23 protein-coding genes are annotated in these 17,259 nt (G+C 66.0%); 12 read left to right on the forward strand and 11 right to left on the reverse strand.

What is annotated here, in order from left to right:
* Positions 1-70: 70 nt before the first annotated feature.
* Positions 71-850, reverse strand: a complete 780-nt coding sequence (locus tag ACX3O0_RS02110; RefSeq protein ID WP_459106634.1) for an alpha/beta fold hydrolase — start codon at positions 848-850, stop codon at positions 71-73.
* Entirely contained in the window at positions 847-2,217 is a 1,371-nt protein-coding gene (locus ACX3O0_RS02115) for an MFS transporter (protein ID WP_459106635.1), read from the reverse strand. Before ACX3O0_RS02115 ends, ACX3O0_RS02110 begins: the two co-directional genes overlap by 4 nt.
* Positions 2,218-2,280: 63 nt before the next feature.
* Between ACX3O0_RS02115 and ACX3O0_RS02120 the strand changes: the two genes are divergently transcribed.
* On the forward strand, positions 2,281-2,892 hold the full coding sequence (locus ACX3O0_RS02120; protein ID WP_459106636.1) for a flavodoxin family protein: 612 nt from the start codon (positions 2,281-2,283) through the stop codon (positions 2,890-2,892).
* A 4-nt stretch (positions 2,893-2,896) separates the two neighbouring features.
* On the opposite strand, the gene ACX3O0_RS02125 is transcribed toward ACX3O0_RS02120, so the two are convergent.
* Positions 2,897-3,448, reverse strand: coding sequence for a dihydrofolate reductase family protein (locus ACX3O0_RS02125; protein ID WP_459090553.1), 552 nt, complete (start codon positions 3,446-3,448; stop codon positions 2,897-2,899).
* 433 nt (positions 3,449-3,881) lie between these two features.
* Here ACX3O0_RS02125 and ACX3O0_RS02130 point away from each other — a divergent pair, with 433 nt between their 5' ends.
* Together ACX3O0_RS02130 and ACX3O0_RS02135 are read left to right on the forward strand one after the other, a co-directional pair.
* A complete protein-coding gene (locus ACX3O0_RS02130) occupies positions 3,882-4,094 on the forward strand; it encodes a hypothetical protein (RefSeq protein ID WP_459106637.1) in 213 nt (70 codons plus the stop codon).
* Complete coding sequence (locus ACX3O0_RS02135) at positions 4,094-4,876, forward strand: putative protein N(5)-glutamine methyltransferase (protein WP_459106638.1); 783 nt, start codon at positions 4,094-4,096, stop codon at positions 4,874-4,876. The genes ACX3O0_RS02130 and ACX3O0_RS02135 overlap by 1 nt, the downstream gene beginning before the upstream one ends.
* Here ACX3O0_RS02135 and ACX3O0_RS02140 read toward each other — a convergent pair.
* Together ACX3O0_RS02140 and ACX3O0_RS02145 are read right to left on the reverse strand one after the other, a co-directional pair.
* Positions 4,819-6,147 carry a YibE/F family protein gene (locus ACX3O0_RS02140; protein WP_459090559.1) on the reverse strand — a complete coding sequence of 443 codons (1,329 nt, stop codon included), beginning with the start codon at positions 6,145-6,147 and terminating at the stop codon, positions 4,819-4,821. The two genes, ACX3O0_RS02135 and ACX3O0_RS02140, sit on opposite strands and share 58 nt — an antisense overlap.
* A gap of 126 nt (positions 6,148-6,273) precedes the next feature.
* Entirely contained in the window at positions 6,274-7,251 is a 978-nt protein-coding gene (locus tag ACX3O0_RS02145; protein ID WP_459090561.1) for an NYN domain-containing protein, read from the reverse strand.
* Positions 7,252-7,405: 154 nt separating this feature from the next.
* Here ACX3O0_RS02145 and ACX3O0_RS02150 point away from each other — a divergent pair, with 154 nt between their 5' ends.
* Positions 7,406-7,690 (forward strand): Fe-S cluster assembly protein HesB, encoded by a 285-nt coding sequence (locus ACX3O0_RS02150; RefSeq protein WP_459090563.1) that lies wholly within the window; start codon positions 7,406-7,408, stop codon positions 7,688-7,690.
* 101 nt (positions 7,691-7,791) lie between these two features.
* Here the strand turns inward: ACX3O0_RS02150 and ACX3O0_RS02155 are convergent, their stop codons facing one another.
* Entirely contained in the window at positions 7,792-8,073 is a 282-nt protein-coding gene (locus tag ACX3O0_RS02155; protein ID WP_459106639.1) for a hypothetical protein, read from the reverse strand.
* A gap of 97 nt (positions 8,074-8,170) precedes the next feature.
* On the opposite strand from ACX3O0_RS02155, the gene ACX3O0_RS02160 reads away from it, so the two are divergent.
* The 5 genes from ACX3O0_RS02160 to ACX3O0_RS02180 all read left to right on the forward strand — a co-directional run bounded on the left by ACX3O0_RS02160 (position 8,171) and on the right by ACX3O0_RS02180 (position 10,825).
* On the forward strand, positions 8,171-8,425 hold the full coding sequence (locus tag ACX3O0_RS02160; RefSeq protein WP_459106640.1) for a hypothetical protein: 255 nt from the start codon (positions 8,171-8,173) through the stop codon (positions 8,423-8,425).
* Positions 8,426-8,427: 2 nt separating this feature from the next.
* Complete coding sequence (locus ACX3O0_RS02165) at positions 8,428-8,913, forward strand: 2'-5' RNA ligase family protein (RefSeq protein ID WP_459106641.1); 486 nt, start codon at positions 8,428-8,430, stop codon at positions 8,911-8,913.
* A 9-nt stretch (positions 8,914-8,922) separates the two neighbouring features.
* Positions 8,923-9,996: an alanine racemase gene (locus ACX3O0_RS02170; RefSeq protein WP_459106642.1), complete on the forward strand. Its 1,074-nt coding sequence runs from the start codon at positions 8,923-8,925 to the stop codon at positions 9,994-9,996.
* A gap of 317 nt (positions 9,997-10,313) precedes the next feature.
* Positions 10,314-10,535 carry a type II toxin-antitoxin system RelB family antitoxin gene (relB, locus tag ACX3O0_RS02175; RefSeq protein WP_459106643.1) on the forward strand — a complete coding sequence of 74 codons (222 nt, stop codon included), beginning with the start codon at positions 10,314-10,316 and terminating at the stop codon, positions 10,533-10,535.
* The gene (locus tag ACX3O0_RS02180) at positions 10,532-10,825 is read left to right on the forward strand and encodes a type II toxin-antitoxin system RelE family toxin (protein ID WP_459106644.1); all 294 of its coding nucleotides are present in this window, start codon (positions 10,532-10,534) and stop codon (positions 10,823-10,825) included. Before relB ends, ACX3O0_RS02180 begins: the two co-directional genes overlap by 4 nt.
* 19 nt (positions 10,826-10,844) lie before the next feature.
* Here the strand turns inward: ACX3O0_RS02180 and ACX3O0_RS02185 are convergent, their stop codons facing one another.
* Both ACX3O0_RS02185 and ACX3O0_RS02190 read right to left on the reverse strand, forming a co-directional pair.
* A complete protein-coding gene (locus ACX3O0_RS02185; RefSeq protein WP_459106645.1) occupies positions 10,845-11,315 on the reverse strand; it encodes a methyltransferase family protein in 471 nt (156 codons plus the stop codon).
* Between the two features lie 4 nt (positions 11,316-11,319).
* Positions 11,320-11,859, reverse strand: a complete 540-nt coding sequence (locus tag ACX3O0_RS02190) for a hypothetical protein (RefSeq protein WP_459106646.1) — start codon at positions 11,857-11,859, stop codon at positions 11,320-11,322.
* Between the two features lie 105 nt (positions 11,860-11,964).
* Between ACX3O0_RS02190 and ACX3O0_RS02195 the strand changes: the two genes are divergently transcribed.
* Together ACX3O0_RS02195 and poxB are read left to right on the forward strand one after the other, a co-directional pair.
* Positions 11,965-12,630, forward strand: coding sequence for an SGNH/GDSL hydrolase family protein (locus ACX3O0_RS02195; RefSeq protein WP_459106647.1), 666 nt, complete (start codon positions 11,965-11,967; stop codon positions 12,628-12,630).
* Positions 12,631-12,668: 38 nt separating this feature from the next.
* Positions 12,669-14,387, forward strand: a complete 1,719-nt coding sequence (gene poxB / locus ACX3O0_RS02200) for a ubiquinone-dependent pyruvate dehydrogenase (RefSeq protein WP_459106648.1) — start codon at positions 12,669-12,671, stop codon at positions 14,385-14,387.
* 28 nt (positions 14,388-14,415) lie between these two features.
* On the opposite strand, the gene ACX3O0_RS02205 is transcribed toward poxB, so the two are convergent.
* From ACX3O0_RS02205 to ACX3O0_RS02215, 3 genes are all read right to left on the reverse strand, one after another.
* Positions 14,416-15,042, reverse strand: a complete 627-nt coding sequence (locus tag ACX3O0_RS02205) for a hypothetical protein (protein WP_459106649.1) — start codon at positions 15,040-15,042, stop codon at positions 14,416-14,418.
* A 79-nt stretch (positions 15,043-15,121) separates the two neighbouring features.
* Entirely contained in the window at positions 15,122-16,330 is a 1,209-nt protein-coding gene (locus tag ACX3O0_RS02210) for an RNA polymerase sigma factor (RefSeq protein ID WP_459106650.1), read from the reverse strand.
* Entirely contained in the window at positions 16,320-16,703 is a 384-nt protein-coding gene (locus ACX3O0_RS02215; RefSeq protein WP_459090597.1) for a YciI family protein, read from the reverse strand. Before ACX3O0_RS02215 ends, ACX3O0_RS02210 begins: the two co-directional genes overlap by 11 nt.
* 128 nt (positions 16,704-16,831) lie before the next feature.
* Here ACX3O0_RS02215 and ACX3O0_RS02220 point away from each other — a divergent pair, with 128 nt between their 5' ends.
* Entirely contained in the window at positions 16,832-17,212 is a 381-nt protein-coding gene (locus tag ACX3O0_RS02220; protein ID WP_459090599.1) for a DUF1304 domain-containing protein, read from the forward strand.
* Positions 17,213-17,259 lie beyond the last annotated feature (47 nt).

The raw sequence follows: 17,259 nt of genomic DNA on the forward strand, positions 1-17,259 counted from the left end.
TCGCTGCGAATAGGCGGGTCGAGCTTGTCGAGACCAGGCGAGCTTGTCGAGCCCCGATGTTTCGACGTGGTCAACCCGCTCGGAGGAACTCCAGCGCCGCATCGCGGAAGCCGCGGGCGGTGGGCGCATTGAAGTGTCCCCGCCCCGGAATCTCGTAAAACGACCCGAGCGGCGTCGCGTCGGCAAGCGCCCGTGACGCATTCAGGATCGGGTCCTCGCTGCCGGTGGCGAAGAGCGTCGGCTGCACGGGCGGGTTGGCCGGGTCGGGCTGCGGCCCGCCGCGCATCCCCTCCACCAACGACACCAGCGCGCTGAGGTCGTTTCCGCGGATCCCGGCCGCCATCTTCAGGTAGGTGGCGGTGAGCCGATCCTCAATAGGCGTGCCGTCCGCGATGAATGCCCGCGCCTGGTCGACTCGGAAGCGGGTGAGCGGGTCGCCATCCGGGATCCCGCCGAGAATGAGGCGACGGATGCGCCCGGGCGCGTTGACAGCGGTACGCCAGCCCACGCGCGCCCCCAGTGAATACCCGACGTAGTCGACCTCGTCGAGCATGAAGGTGTCGAGCACATGCTGCACATCGGCGACGAGCAGGTCGATCGTGTATGCGTCGGGGGAGTGCGGCTTGTCGCTCTCCCCATGCCCGCGCTGGTCGATGGCGATCACCCGGTAGCCGGCGCGCAGCAGGTCGCGCACCCACCCGCTGTTCCGCCAGTTCAGCAACCCGCTGGAGGCGAAACCGTGCACGAGCAGCGCCGGCCGGGCATCCGCATCCCCGAACTCGTACGTGGCGATGGTGACGCCGTCGACGGATGCGACGCCCTTGGCCGGTGGTGCCGGTGGCGTGATCATTCGCCCCTCATCCTCTCTGCCACCCGGGGTGCGACGACGACGGCCACCACGGCAATCAGCGCGGCGAAGGCGAAAACCCCAGGGAAGGAGAGGCCGCTGGTGGCGAGCCCGGCGAAGACGATCCCGGTCATGGAGAGGGCCAGCGCGGCGCCGAGGGAGTCGGAGATCGACAGCGCCGAACTGTTGAACCCCTGGTTCGCCTTGGTCGACATGGCGAGGGTCATCACACTGAGCCGCGGGTACATGAGCCCCATCCCTGCGCCGCCGAGGCCCCAGCCGATGATCGCGATGACCGGCGACAGCGTGAACAGGGCGGTCACGCCGGCGAGGAGGATGGATGCGAGCACGAGGCTGGCGCCGATGACGGTGCTCAGCTGGTGAGTGAGTTGCGACGTCAGGCGCCCCTGCAGCCAGGAGGCGCTCGCCCAGGTCAGCGCGCCGATGGTCAGGGCGAGTCCGGCCAGCGATGGCAGGAAGTGGTAGCGCTCGATGAGCAGGTAGGGCAGATACACCTCGGCGCCGAAGAAGGATGCACCCACCAGACCGCGCAGGAGGATCACGCTGGGTAACCGCCGGCGGGCGAGCAGCGTTCCGCGCGGCAGCAGCGGTCGCACGGCGATCAGCGCCACGACGATGCCGACGCCGACGAGCGCTCCGCCGACGGATTCCACCTCGGCCAGCAGCCCCAGGAGCAGCACGGCGCTTGCGGCGATGATAGACCAGCCAATGCGGCCGAACGACCAGGGTGCCGGCTCCGCATCCGCTTCCTGGCCGGTCAGGCCGCGCAGTGCCGGCCAGACCATGGCGGCGGCGATGGCGACCAGCCCCACCACGCCGAGGAAGACCCAGTGCCAGCTGAACAATTCGGTGACCACCCCGGCCGCGAATGGGCCGATGAGCGACGGGACGACCCACGCGGCGGCGAATCCGGCGAAGATCTGCGGATGCAGCCTGGCCGGGTAGACGCGCGCGACCACCACATAGAGTGCGACGTTGATGGCGCCGGCGCCGAGGCCCTGCACCAGGCGGCCGGCGACCAGCATGGGCATGATCGTCGCGGTTCCGGCCACCAGTAGTCCGATGACGAACAGCACGGCGGAGGTGTAGAGCGGCACGATCGGACCGGCCCGGTCGCACCAGTTGCCCGCAACCACCATGCCGATCACCCCGGTGGCGAGTGGCCCGGCGAATGCGAGCGCATACAGGCTGGCGCCATCCAGGTCGGCACTGACGACCGGCATCACGGTGGTCACGGCGAGGGACTCGAATGCGCCGAGGAAGACGAGTGCGCACGAGCCGAGCGTGATCCACAGGTACTCGCGGCTGAACAGGCCCGGTTCACGGGTGAGTGCGGGGGACAGGGCCATAGGTTCGAGCCTAGAACCTCGGGCAGGGTGTACGTTCCCTTCCGCCCGGACAACACTCGACTCATGGATATCTCGCTTTCAGCTATCGCCCTCGTCTGTACCTTGTCGCCATCGCCGACCGAATCGAGCACGGAATTGCTGGCCACTCAGCTGCTCGAGGAGTTGGCCAAGCACGGGGTCACCGGCAGCACGATCCGGGTCGTCGACCACGACGTGAAGCCCGGCGTGAAGACCGATATGGGTGACGGCGACGAGTGGCCGGGCATCCGCCAGCAGGTGCTGGATGCCGACATCCTGGTCTTCTGCACGCCCACCTGGGTCGGTCACATGTCGAGCGTCGCCCAGAGGGTGGTCGAACGTTTCGACGCCGAGCTGTCGGAGACGGATGATGCGGGCCGCCCGATCTTGTACGACAAGGTGGCGGTCACCGGGGTGGTCGGCAACGAGGACGGCGCGCACAAGATCACCGCAGACCTGATGCAGGCGCTCAACGATGTCGGGTTCACGATTCCCGCGCAGGGCGGCACCTACTGGAACGGTGAGGCGATGCACACCGTCGACTACAAGGACCTTCCGGAGACCCCGGAGAAAACAGCGGCCACGAACGCGTCGCTCGCAGCGAACGCCACCCACCTGGCCCGGGCGCTCAAGGTGTCGGCGTACCCGAAGTCTTAGCGGGTCACTCGGCTGGAATCGCGGACAGCCGGTAACGGAGTCCGACCGCTCCCGCCGGGAACGGGGTGGTGCCCTGCAGGGTGAGCGGTTCGGTGACGCCCGCGATCGGCAGCAACTGCTTTCCGGAGCCGAGCACGATCGGCATCACGGTGACCAGCAGCTCGTCGAGCAGGCCGCGGTCGGCGAACTGGGCCGCAACGTTGCCCCCGCCGACCACCCAGACGTTCTTTCCTTCGGCAGCTTCCAGCGCCTCCCGGTGTACCTCAGCCACGTCACCGGCGAAGAAACGGATGTCTGCGCCGGGCACCGCAGGCAGGCTGCGCGACGTGAGCACCAACACCGGCGTTGAACCGTAGGCCCAGGATTCGGCGCCCTCACCGATCACGTATTCGTAGGTGGTCGACCCCATGACGATCGCACCGACATCCGCCATGAATTTGTCGTAGTCCTCCTGGAAGTTGTCGAAGCCGAACTGCAGCAACCAGTCGATGTTGTCTTCGCGGTCGGCGATGAACCCGTCGATGGTGGACGCCACGTAGTACTGAACGAGTGCCATGCCGCACAGTGTGCCAGCCTCCACCGACATCTGGCGCTGGCACCGCTCGAACCGCAGGCGTACTACCCCGCAGATGAGCGCGCAGGCTCCGTTCCCTGGCGGAATGCGTCCGCTGGCGGAATGCGTCCACAGAGGAGTAGCTCCACCTCGTATTGTGGACCGAAACAGGTTCAGCAGCAGAGTTCAGCAACAGAGGAGCACGGTTGATCGAGTCCGATGCAGACGTGGGGGAGTTCGTCGCCCAGGTAACCCCGGCCGTCCGCAAACGCGATGCCGAGACCCTCATCGAGTTGATGTCCCGGGTGACCGGCCAGGAACCCCGCATGTGGGGACCGTCGATCATCGGATTCGGCCGATACCACTACAATACGCGAGCGGTCGTGAAGGCGATGCGGGTGGGGCGGGCTTCGCGCCGCGAAAAGCCGCAACCACCGTGTACCTGCCAGACGGCGTTGCCGGGTACGAGGGCCAGCTGGCCAAACTCGGCCCACACACGACCGGTTTGGTGTGCGTATACATCAAGAAGCTCGACGACATCGACCTGGCGGTGCTGGAGTCCATCATCGAGGAGTCGTACCGCACCGTGACCGCCGGAACATTCGAATACCGCGCGAGAGAGTCGCCCGGCGGGCGCCCGACCGCCTAGTGGGCGCCACTCAAACACAGGTTTCCGACGTTGCAGCTCGCCTGCGAACCGCCGGCTCGGTCTTCGCTGAAGAGGAGGCAACACTGCTCCTCGAGGCGGCGACGACCGATGAGCACCTGAACGACCTGGTGGCGAAGCGGACGTCCGGGCTGCCGCTGGAGCACCTTCTGGGCTGGGCGGAATTCTGCGGTCTGCGAATCGTCGTTGAGCCCGGCGTTTTCGTCCCCCGCCAGCGCACCGCCTACCTGGTCGAACTCGCGGCCCACCTCGCCACCGAAAACGACGTGGTGCTCGACCTGTGCTGCGGTACCGGCGCGGTCGGCGCGGCAGTGTCGGCTGCCGTGCCGGGCATCCGCCTCTACGCTGCTGACGTTGATCCAGCGGCGGTGCGGTGCGCCCGCCGCAATCTGCCGCCCGACCGGGTCTTCGAGGGCGACCTCTTCGCTGCGCTGCCGCCCGCCGTGGCCGGGACCATCGACATTCTCGTCGCCAATGCGCCCTATGTGCCGACGGATGCCATCAGCCTGATGCCGCCGGAAGCTCGCCTCCACGAGTCCCCGGTGGCGCTCGACGGGGGAGCGGACGGCCTGGACGTGCAGCGCCGGATCATTGCGGACGCCTCGCGGTGGCTGGCACCCGGCGGCGCGCTGTTGATCGAGACGAGTGAGAGGCAATCATCGCTGACGGCCGAGGCATTGGCCGCTGCCGGCTTTGCGACCGCCGTTCACCACTCAGACGATTTGGACTCCACGATCGTGATCGGCGTCGCCCCGGCCCACTGATCCGCGCCGACCGGATGGGCCACTGAGGGGGCATCGGGTGCCACGATGGCGGCTGAAGTCTGCACGGTTTTCGATCCGACAGCCTTCACAACGAGAACGGCAATGGCCGTGGTCACCGGGATCGCCAGCACCAATCCGATGGAGCCGACCAGCGTTCGCACGATCTCCTCAGCCAGCTCCCCACCGGTCACCGTTTCCACGAACGGCAGCCCCTGGAGTGAGGTGATGATCAGCAAGGGGAGGGCAGCCCCGGCGTAAGCGAACACGATCGTGTAGACGGTTGATGCGATGTGGTCACGCCCCACACGCATGGCTCCGGCGAACAGCCGGCGCGCGCTCGACTGTGGTGCGAGTTCGTGCATCTCCCACACCGCCGACGACTGCGTGATGGTCACATCGTTCAGCACACCGAGCCCCGAGATGATCAGCCCGCACAGCATGACCCCGGACAGCGAGATGTTGTCCGAGACCGTTTGCAGGTAGAAGTCGGCATCATCGTTGAGGCCGGTCAACTGTGATGATCCGGATGCCCAAGCGGCGATCAGGGCGGTGGCGACCAGCCCGAAGATGGTGCCCAGCAGGGCCGTTGAGGTGCGCGCAGAGAACCCGTGCGCGAAGTAGAGCACGGCGATCATGATGACGCTCGACCCGATCAGCGCGAGGAGGAGCGGTGGCTTCCCTTCAACCAGCCCGGGGAGGATGAAGTATGCCATGACCGCGTACGCGCCCGCCAGGCCGAGCAATGCGCGGAAGCCCCGCCACCGGGCAACGAGAATGACGACCAAGGCGTACACGCCGGCCAGGAGTGCCATGGGTACGGTGCGCACGAAGTCGATGAACAGGTGCTGGTCCTGTCCCTCCGACGCCCTGTCGCCCAGATTCAGGTAGCGCACCTGGCTGCCCTCGGAGATCGATGACTGGCTGGTCACCTCGGGAGGTATCTCCAGGCTGACCGCTGCACCACCGGCATCCGGTGCGACGTTGACGACCAGGCATTCGACGAGCGCCTCACCCGATTGCGCCTCGTAACCCGCGCACGGTTCGATTGCGGCACCTGTCACGGTGCCGGTCTGGGTGCTCAGCCCTCCGTAGGACTCGACAACCCGAACGTTGGAGCGGTCGCCGCTCGGCCACAGCAGGATCATGCCGACAATGGTGAGCAGGGTCAGCGGGCCGAGGATTGCGGTCAGCAGGAGGTTGGCGCGGCGGCGAGTCGCTGCGGTCTCGGATGTCGGCTGGTCGTCTCTGGGGCGAGCGTGACTGTGTCCCACGGTGTCCTATCTGAGGAGGCGATAGATGCGGCACCTTGAACGACGCCGACTTGGAATGCTAGCAAGACGCCGCTTGCCGCTCCCTGATGGTGATCCCGCCGTGACGATCATCCGTTGCGGCGGCCTTTAACCCTGCTTGGTCGCCTTCTCCGACGGGCGCAGGCGGATGCGTCGCATCTGGCCGTCCTCCTGCAGTTCGACTTCGTTCTTGCGCGACTTGATGAAGTCCGTGAAGGTCTTGTAGCCGAGGGCCGACTCCTGGAACGAAGGGTCCATGCGCAGCATCTGGTTCTTGACGCTGGAGCTGCCCAGCCAGTCGGCGTCGTCCTTCGCCTGCCCGAGCCTGAGGGCACGCACCAGGAGCGCAGTCGCATCCAGTTGCATCTTCTGCTTGTCCTGTTTCCGGGTCGGGCTGCCGGCCGCCGACGAGAACGTCGGCTCGGTGATGGAGCCCTTCGTCTTCGCCTTTTTCGGCTCCGCGACCTCTTCGGTCGGCTCCGGCGGGTTCTGCGTCTCCTCGTCAGTGGTGACGCCCGGCAGTGCGTCGTAGTCCGCGAACTCGTCGCAGGCGGATGCCAGGAACTTGCTGGTCGCACCGGCAACACCGATGCCAACCACGTAGCGACCAAGGCGTTTGCAGCGTTGCGCCAGCGCGATGTAGTCGGAGTCGCCGGCGACGATGACGACGTGCGTGAGGTGGTCCAGCCGGAACAGGTCTTCGACGATGTCGACGGCGAGCCTGATGTCGGCACCGTTCTTGGCCGGTCTCACGGCGGGGAACAGCTGAACCAGTTCGACGGCGCGATCCATGAGCTGGTTCTTGTAACTGGCGTTGACCTCGACCGACCAGTCCGCGTATGCGCGGCTGACGGCGATGGAGCCGAACGATGACGCAAAGTCGAGCACCGCACCGATGTCGATGGTTGCCTCGGTCAGGCGCTGCGCCAGCTCCGGGTCGGCCAGGAGCGACGCTGCTGTGATGTCCTTCAGGTTGTCGGGCCGTGCGCGACCCCGGGACCGCCCGTGCTTCTGGTCGTACCGGGAGATGACGATATTGTCGAAGTCGATGTAGACGGCGACGCGCCCTTCACTCGATTCGGGCATCCGGATCTCCTCACAACTCAGCGAACACAACTACCTCCAGTCTGCTGGCTTCCGGCGTGTTCGTGTGAGTTTCATCACAATGCGCACCTGCGGGTTGAGTCTCGGCGCCAATGCGGGAAGGGTCGGACATTCACCGGAATCGGAAGGAACACCCATGCTTACTTTGACCGAGAACGCCAGCTCATTGATCAAGAACCTCGCCGAACAGACGGCGGTCGCCGACAACGCCGGCCTCCGTATCAGCACGACAGAGGGTGACGCCGGCCTTGCCGTTGACCTCACCCCGGCCCCAGAGCCGACCGACCAGGTGGTGGAGAGCGCCGGCGCGCGCGTGTTCCTTGAGCCGGATGCCGCCGTGGTACTCGAAGACAAGGTTCTGGATGCCCAACTCGACGAGGGCGGCGCCGTCACCTTCGCGATCGGGCAGCAGGAGAACTAGCTCTAAGACCGCGAGCCGCGTCATTCTGCGGGTGTGCTCCACCGGAGAACCCGCAGGATGACCCGATTCGCGCGCGCAAGCGGCTGCACGGGCGCCGCGCCTCAGGCGGTCCAGCCGAAGACCGCCCCGCCGAGGGTGATGGCGGCGAAGTACAGCGCGAGGGCCACCACTGGCACCAGCAGCGCCAGCAGCGGGTGCGTGACCAGCAACCACACTCCGACCAGCATCAGTGCCACCCAGATGAGCCAAAGCACGATGATGCCGCCCAGCGGTACGGCCAGGCCGGACACCAGGTAGAAGTATCCGACTACCAGGTGCAGCAGCAGGCCCAGCACTCCGAGCGAAACGGTCAACCAGTCACGGTTTTCGATTGTCGAGGGCATGGGTCTCCGATCATGGTGAAGTGTCGGCGTCGGCACGAGTGTAATCCTCAGCAGGCGAATCGTGGGCCCTTGCCGCACGTGCGATAACGTCAGGCGCATGACGTTTGCTTCGGTTCTCAGACAGTGGGGCCCGCTCGCGCTCGGGTTCGCCTTGCTCATTATCGGGTTCATCATCGCGAGCCAGCCGCTCACCTTCGGCTGGTTCGGCTACCCGGATGGCGCATTCGCCCGCTTCTCGCCGACCCTCGTCGCGATGCCGACGGATGCTGCTCTCGCCCTGTCGGCGGGAATCGCACTTATCGCCGGCTGGCTGGGGTTCCGGCTCGGCAACCGGTCCGGCCGCGACAGGTAGCGATGTCCCGACTGGTTGTCGTTCTCCCCTTGTCGCCGCTCGCCGAGGGCGACAGCTTCGCGGTTAGCGAGTGGCCGTTGCACGTGACGGTGTTGCCGCCATTCCTGACGGATGCGTCGGCCTCAGAAGTGGCGGACGCCATCCGCTCGGCCGCATCCGCCCACCCGGCGATGAAGGTGGTGGCTGCCCAGGATGAGTTGTTCGGGCGGCGCCATGACATTCCGGTGACGTTGATCGCCGAAAACGAGCAGCTGACCGCCCTGCACCAGGCGCTCCGGGCGGCGGTGCGACCCTTCGCGGCGGCCCCGGATGAGCCGGCTTTCACGGGCGCAGGCTTCCGCCCGCACGTCACCGTGAAGACGCACGGCCGCGTGCACGCGGGGGACGAGTTCACGCTGACTCAGCTTGCGATCGTCGATATGGCCGTGCGCGCGTCGCCCGGGCGCGCTGTGCTGGCCACCATCGAACTTCCCATCGCCCGGGGGTAGGGTCAGCGCATGAGCGAAACCCTCACGATGGAGACCCCGTTTCTGGCAGTCGACCTCGACGTGATGGAGCGCAACCTCCAGCGGGCTGCGGATGATGCACGCCAGCGTGGGGTCGCGTTGCGTCCCCACGCGAAGACTCACAAGGTGCCGGAGATCGCGCGTCGCCAGCTGGAGCTCGGCGCGGTGGGGCTGACTCTCGCCACGGTCGGCGAGGCTGAGGTCTTCGCCGACGCCGGCTTTACGGACCTGTTCATCGCCTACCCGGTGTGGCCATCCGAAAGCCGTGCAGCGCGGCTGCGGGCCCTTGCCGAGCGGGTGTCGCTGCGGGTCGGCGTCGACTCGGTCGAGTCGGCTGAGGCACTCGGCCGGATGCTCGCCGGTTCCGGCATCCAGGCCATGGTGGAGATCGACAGCGGGCATCACCGAAGCGGCACGATGCCCGACCAGGCGGCGACGGTGGCGGTGGCTGCCGAGCGGGCCGGACTGTCGGTCGCCGGCGTCTTCACTTTTCCGGGTCACGGCTACTCGCCGACCGGCCGGGCGCAGGCTGCCCGGGATGAGGCTGACACCCTCAGCATCGCCGCCTTCATGCTGGAGCGCGCGGGCGTGGTCGCTCCGGTTCGCAGCGGCGGATCCACCCCGACGCGTGCCGATACGGACGCCGACGTGGTCAACGAGGTGCGCCCGGGCGTCTACGTCTTCAATGACGCGCAGCAGGTGGAGCTCGGCAGCTGCTCGTGGGACGACGTCGCGCTGACCGCCCACATCACAGTGGTCAGCAGGCGCGGCCAGGACGTGATCGCGGATGCCGGCAGCAAGGTTCTGGGGGCCGACCAGCCTGCGTGGGCAACCGGTGGCGGTCGGCTGCCTGAGTTTCCGGATGCTCGAGTGGTGGCCCTCTCCGAACACCACGCGACCATCCGCTTCCCGGACGGCGCAGCGATTCCCGAACTCGGCAGCACCCTGCGAGTCGCGCCGAACCACGTCTGTGCGGCCGTGAACCTGGCCGATCAGCTCGTCGTCCTGCAAAATGGCGCCCTCATCGACACCTGGCGGGTCGCAGGCCGTGGCGCCAACACCTGACCGCTCCCTCACGGGTCGAGCGCCCATGTTGCTGGTTGAGTAGCCCGCGAGCGAAGCGAGCGGGCGTATCGAAACCCCGTCCGGGCAACCCAAGCCCGGATTTCGACAAGTTCAATCAGCGAGGCCCGCCGCAAGCCGACCGAGGGCGATGTGTCTCAGCTTTTCGAGCGCTCCTGAACTGTCGAAGTGGCCCAGGGTTACCCGAGCGCGATTTTGACGAGCTCAATCAGCGGGGGCGAGGTCAATCAGCGGAATTCAGCGTCTTGTACTGCGATCCAACTCAGCGTACCGTTTACATGTAAACATTCGGAGCAGACATGACAATTGCAGTGCGGCTTTCGCCCGAACAGGAACGCCGGCTCGATGCGCTCGCGGCACGCACCGGACGCACTCGCTCGTTCTACGTGAAGGAAGCGATCGAGACCCATCTTGATGAACTGGAGGAACGGTTCTGGGCCGACGAGGTCATCGACCGGTGGGAAGCGTCTGATCGAAAGACGCGACCGCTGAGCGACCTCAAGGCAGAACTCGGTCTATGAGCGAACGACGGCCATCGGGCTCCTGGCGAATCGAAACCACCGCCGAGTTCGACCGATCGATTCGAAAACTCGATCGGGCCGTCGCGCGCAGAATCATTGACTACCTTGAGGCAGTGCAGCAGCTCGATGATCCGCGTCAAAGAGGCAAAGCGCTGACGGGGGAGAAACGCGGGTACTGGCGATATCGAGTCGGAGATTTTCGGGTTCTTGTCAGTGTCGAAGATGAGCGGATGGTCGTTTTGGCCATCGGCGTCGGGCACCGTTCCGAGGTGTACCGCGACTCGAACTAGGGTTCGGCTGAAAACGTGATCAGGTGGGAGGCCGCAGCCGGCCTATCCCCGGCAGGAACCGGCCGACGCGCGCCGCGTACTCGCCATATTCCGGGTGCTCTCGCGCGAGCATCCGCTCCTCCCACCGGGTCTTGACCGACAGCACCACGACGAGGGCGCCCCAGGCGGCGACGTGCCAGACCGACCTGCCGAAGAGCGCGAGTCCGAGCCCACCGACCATGAGCCCGGTGTAGATCGGATTGCGGACGAGACCGTACACGCGATTTGTGACCAGCCCCGCCTGCGCTCGTGGGATCGGGCTCGGCGTCAGCACCGGCCCGAGGCCGAGCACGCCCAGGGTAACGAGGATCGCGCCGGCCGCGTCAAGCGCGATCGAGGTCGCAACGGTGGCCCCGTTGATAGGCCACAGCGAACCATGGGGAACAAAGACGAGTGCCGCGAGCAAGACCAACTGCGCGGAAACCAGTCCAAAAGCTAACGCACGTCTCATGGACTCAGGTGCTGCCATGCTCGGCCTCTGAAGGAAGTTCGACCGCTGACCTCAGGCGATTCGTCACTGAATCGTCCCGCCACGACACCTCGATTGCGCCGGGGTGCTGCCCCGTGCTGAACGTCGTCGCAGCTCCCGGTTCAACGAGTGAAGCCGCCGATCTCTCGCCGATCGTGACCTCGCGGGCCGGAAGCGAGCCCAGGTTCCGCAGCCGGTAACTGTTCGGCACCGTGCGGGCTTCGACCACCCAGTTCACCTCGCGGCGACCCAGCAACGCACTCAGTTCAGGTAACGATGACTCTGTGAGCAGGGTGTCGGCTGCCACGCCCCTGCGTCGCGCAATGAGCTCCACGGCTGCCGCAATTCGCTCGGTAGCGTCGGCGCTTTTCGCGAGAGCGGATGCTGCGTCCGCCTGCGCATCCGCCGCCATAGCCTCGGCGGCGCTCGACCGACGGTCGGCCCGGGCAGCACGGAAGAACCCGATCGCGCCACCGAGCAATCCCAGCGCGCCAAAGATCACGCTCACGATCTCGAACGCTGTCATGCCCGAATCGTAATGCCGTCACCTGTTCGGCGCAGAAAGTGTCTGCCGGCTTCCGCGGTGAACATCAGCCCGGCTCGACCTACCATGGGAACGGCTGGCAATGACATGAAGAAACTCTGCGCGGTACTCGTCGGCCTCGGCCTACTGGTGGGGGTTGCTGCGTGCGCTCCCGTGCCGGCCGCGCCCGAGGGCGACGGCCCGGTCGTCGCGTTCTACGGCGACTCGTACACCTCAGGGATGGGTGCCAGCGACCCATCGAAGCGCTGGTCGACGATCATCTGCGAGCAGCGCGGCTGGGCGGAGTTCAATCCGAGCGTTGCCGGGCTCGGATTCGTGAACTACCGCACGGTGGTGGGTGACGGAGATGTGCCCAGCCTCATCATCGAACAGCGCCCCAGCATCGTCATAGTGACGCTGGGTCTCAACGACACCTTCAGTTTCGAGTTCGCTGCTGCCGACATCAAGCACAACATCGAGGACGACTTCGAACGGCTCAGCACGGAGCTTCCGGATGCCCGCATCATCGTCGTCGAACCGTTCTGGCACGACGGTGAACCGCCAGACTCGCTCGACAAGATAGCCGGTTGGCTGAGGGACGCCGCCGCCGACATCGACGCGGACTACATTGCCGGCGCGTCTGGTTGGCTGCATGGGCATCCGGAATGGATTTCGTGGGACGGCCTGCATCCGAACGATGAGGGTTACGCCGAACTGGCCACCCGCATGGATGAGGAGCTGACGAGGCTGGGGATATCCAGCGACAGTGGGTAGGTTGGCTGGCAACAGCCCTGACCGTCAGAGAGGACGACATGGTTACCGTCGCCGAGAACATGGTTTCTACACTGCAGGCAAGCGGGATCAGGCGGGTCTACGGCATCGCCGGCGACTCCCTGAACGGATTCACGGATGCCCTGCGCACCAGCGACATCGAGTGGATCAACGTCAGGCACGAAGAAACCGCTGCATTCGCCGCGGCGGCTGAAGCCGGCCTGACCGGGGAGCTGGCGGTGTGTGCCGGCAGTGCCGGCCCAGGCAATCTGCACCTCATCAACGGCCTGTTCGACGCCCAACGATCCAGGGTTCCGGTGTTGGCGATCGCCGCCCACATTCCGAGCGACGAGATCGGCAGCGGCTACTTCCAGGAGACTCACCCGCAAGAGCTGTTCCGCGAATGCAGTGTCTACGTCGAGCACGTGTCGAACGTGGACCAGATGCCGCGGGTGCTGCGCATCGCCATGCGCGCGGCATTGGAGAAGCGCGGAGTGGCGGTAGTGGTGCTGTCCGGTGACATTGCCCTGGCCGAAGTGCCGGACAACCGGGTGGATACTGTCACGGCTACCGAATCCGAGGTTGTGCCCGTAGAACGGGAACTCTTGCGCGCCGCCGAACTGCTCAACGCCGGCAAGAAGGTGACGATCCTCGCGGGGGCCGGTGTGGCTGGTGCTCACGATCGACTGTTGGCCATCGCCGAAGCGCTGAAGGCTCCGGTGGTCCACGCGCTGCGCGGCAAGGAACACATCGAGTACGACAACGAGTTCGATGTCGGGATGACCGGCCTGCTCGGCTTCGCATCCGGTGCCCGCGCGATGGAGGGCTGCGACACTCTCCTCATGCTCGGCACCGACTTCCCGTACCAGCAGTTCTATCCGGATGCCACGACCATCCAGATCGACATCCGTGGCGAACAGCTGGGCCGGCGCACGCACCTGGATCACGCGATGGTCGGTGGTGTCAGGGAAACCATCGACGCCCTGCTGCCGCACCTGCAGACGAAAACCGATCGCACGCACCTCGATCAGATGCTCGACCACTACGACAAAACCCGCCGCCAGCTCGATGAACTGGCCACCCCGAGCCGGGACACCAGGCCGATCCACCCGCAATACCTGGCCAGGCTGGTCGACGAGACGGCGGCGGATGATGCCGTCTTCATCCCCGATGTCGGCTCACCGGTGATCTGGGCCGCCCGCTACCTGACCATGAACGGCAAGCGGCGGATGATCGGATCCTTCAATCACGGCTCGATGGCATCCGGCCTCATGCACGGCATCGGCGCCCAGGTGGCGTACCCGGGGCGGCAGGTCGTCGCGCTCGCCGGCGACGGCGGCCTGACCATGATGCTGGGTGAGCTGCTCACGCTCGTGCAGTACAAACTGCCCGTCAAGCTGGTGGTCTTCAACAATTCTTCGCTGAACTTCATCGAGTTGGAGATGAAGGCGGCCGGTTTCGTCACCTGGGGCACCGGCCTGGAGAATCCGAGTTTTGCCGCGCTCGCCCAGGCGATGGGCATCCATGCCGTTCGGGTGGAGGAGTCGTCGCAGCTTCCGGCGGCACTGAAGGAAGTACTCGATCACGACGGCCCGGCCCTCATCGATGTCGTCACCGAGCGTCACGAGCTGTCGATCCCGCCGTCGATCACGGCCGAGCAGGTCAAGGGTTTCGCCCTCTACGCCTTCCGCACCGTCATGTCTGGCCGCGGCGACGAGCTCATCGACCTGGCCCGCACCAACCTCCGGCAGATTTTCTGATCGAACCGGAAGCCTGTCCGGGCGCGTGCTAGAAGCCTCCGCAGAGGTGGCTCCACTGGTTGCCGGCACCCGGACCCCACTGAAGGAGGTCCACCGTCGACGAACCGCCGTTGAACCCGTAGACGTATTTGGAGTCGCTGTCGGGGTCATCGACGGTGATGGTGGCAATGTCGCCGGCTCCGAGATCCACCATGGAGCCGACCACGGCCGTGGGGAAGGCGGCTATCACCTCGGCGTGTGTACTGCCGAGGCCGACTCCCTCGGCGTTGCGCGGGTACGGCGCCGTGGAGGTGGTCATCCCCGGCATTGTGTAGAAGAACAGGGCGCCGACAGCGATGTTATCCGGGTCCATGAAGGCGAAGGTGTTGGCCACCTCGGTGCCCCACACCATGCCGTAATAGGGGCAGTCGGGAATTCCCGCCACCGGGTGCGACAGTTGGGCGCTCATCTCCTCCCAGGTACCGAGATCCGCCTCATAGAAATAGGTGAAACCGTAGTCGGCTCGCTCTTCGACCGGGTCGGCCGCCGGCGTCGGTGTGGGAGCTGCGGGAGCCGGAGGCAGCACTTCCGGGGGCGGAACCGGTGTGGGCGTGCAGCCGACCAGGAGAAGTGCGGTCGCTGCGGCCGCGATGCTGAGTTTGCCGAACCTGTTCATGGTGACTCCCTGATCATCGATGTGACTCTGATAGTGCGACGAAGGGAGTTGCGGGTTGGGTTGACAGCGGGCTGCTCAATCAGCGGAGCTGGGCGCGTTCCCTGAGATAGTCGCGCACAGTGGTATCCGTGGTCAGCGAGATTGCCTTCTCATAGGCGGCGGATGCTTCGCCGCGACGACCGGCGGACGCCAACAGGTGCGCGCGGGTCGCCCACGCCGGCTGGAAACGGTGCACGGCTGGGTCGTCGATGGAGTCCAGGTACGAGAGACCAGCCTCTGGCCCGTCGACCTGGCCGATCACGGCAGCGAGTGACACGTGTGCGCCGAGGGACGGGGCGATTGAAACCAGTGCCTCGTGCAGCTTACGCAGCGAGACCCAGTCGGTCACCCCGGACGCTGCACGGGCGCAATGCACTGACTGGATGGCCGCCTCCAGCTGGAAGCGGCCGATGCTGCCGAGCTCGTGGGCCCGCCGCAACCACGCCTCACCTTGGGCGATGAGCCCGGCGTTCCATTTCGTGGTGTCCTGTTCATCGAGGGGGACGTGCCTGCCGTTGACGACCCGCGCATCCGCCCGCGTCAGCGACAAGGCGATGAGCGCTGCCAGGCCGAACGCCTCGGCTTCATCACCGAGCAACTCGGCCAGGGTCGCAGCGAGGTGGAGCGCCTCCGCCGAGAGCGATTCTCGCATCGTCTCGCCGGAGACCAGCATCCAGTCGATGGAGTACGCGCCGTACACCGCCTCCAGCACGGCAGGCAGGCGAGCCGGCATGTCCTGCCGGGTGGGAACGCTGAATGGAATCCGGGCGTCACGGATGCGCCGCTTGGCCCGCACCAGGCGCTGCGCCATCGCCGACGGAGGCATCGCGAACGCCCTGGCGATCTGGGCTGCCTCGAACCCGAGCACCGTTTGCAGCATCAGGGGAGCGCGAACGCCGGCATCGATCGCCGGGTGGGCGCAGACGAACATCAGCTCGAGCCGCTTGTCGGGGATGGCGTCGAGATCGAACTCATCGAACACGGCGGGCTGCAGGTCACCCAGCACAGTCGACCTTCGCTGGGCCGCCGACTTGAAGACGTCGCGGATGCGGTTGCGGGCCACCGTGAGCAACCATCCTTCCGGGTTGGCGGGCGCACCGGAAACGGGCCAGGTTCTCAAGGCCTGCTCGAAGGCATCCGCCAAGGCGTCCTCGGCCAGCCGGATGTCACCGGTCGGCGCGGCAAGAAGCGCGAGCAGTCGCCCGTACGACGCACGGGCGACCCGCTCGACCTGCTCGTCAGCGATCAAACTCGCCCTGCCACTGGCCGTCCTCGAAGATCAGCGCAGACGGGCGCACCTCCACCACCCCGTACTGTGCCGCGGGGCACTTCTCCGCCCAGGCGAGTGCGGCATCCAGGTCCGGGACGTCGATGACGAACGTGCCGCCCAACTGCTCCTTGGTGTCGGCGAACGGGCCATCCTGAACCTTCAGGCTGCCATCACGCATGCTCACGGTGGTGCTCTTCGCAACCGACTGCAGCACCTCCGCCGAAATCAGCGCGCCGGACTCATTGAGGGACTTCGCGTAGGCGTCGAAGGCGGCCATGCCCTCGGCCAACGCCTCCGGGCCTAATTCGGCCTCGGTCATCTCGGGGTAGTTGAGCAGAAGCATGTAACGCATGGGATTTCCTTCCGTCGTAGGTAACGTACTCGGCCACAGTGGGTGGCCGACATACCCCAATGACGAATGAGCGGATGCCCGATCGACAGTTCCGCACAATGATTGCAACCGGGCAATAGGCTGACCGCATGATCATCGTCGCCACACTGGTCGTCTCCCTCGCCGCAGCGCTGCACGTGGGCATCTTCATCATGGAGAGCATCGCCTGGACGCGCCCCGCCATCTGGAAGCGCTTCGGCCTCGCCTCCCAGGCGGATGCCGAAACCACCAGGCCCCTCGCCTACAACCAGGGGTTCTACAACCTGTTCCTCGCCATCGGCGCGATCGTCGGCGTCGTGTTCTTCGGTGCTGGCTGGGAAGCTGCGGGTACGGCGCTCGTCGTGTTCACCATGGCCAGCATGGTGGCGGCGGCTGTCGTGCTGGTGAGCACAGGGCGACGGTACATCGGTGCCGCGTTCACCCAGGGGACGCTGCCGTTGATCGGGTTGGTGCTGATACTGCTGGCATGAGCGGTTTCGATACGCTCGCTGCGCGAGCTACTCAACCCACAGAACAT

The sequence above is a fragment of the Homoserinimonas sp. A447 genome (assembly GCF_054489325.1).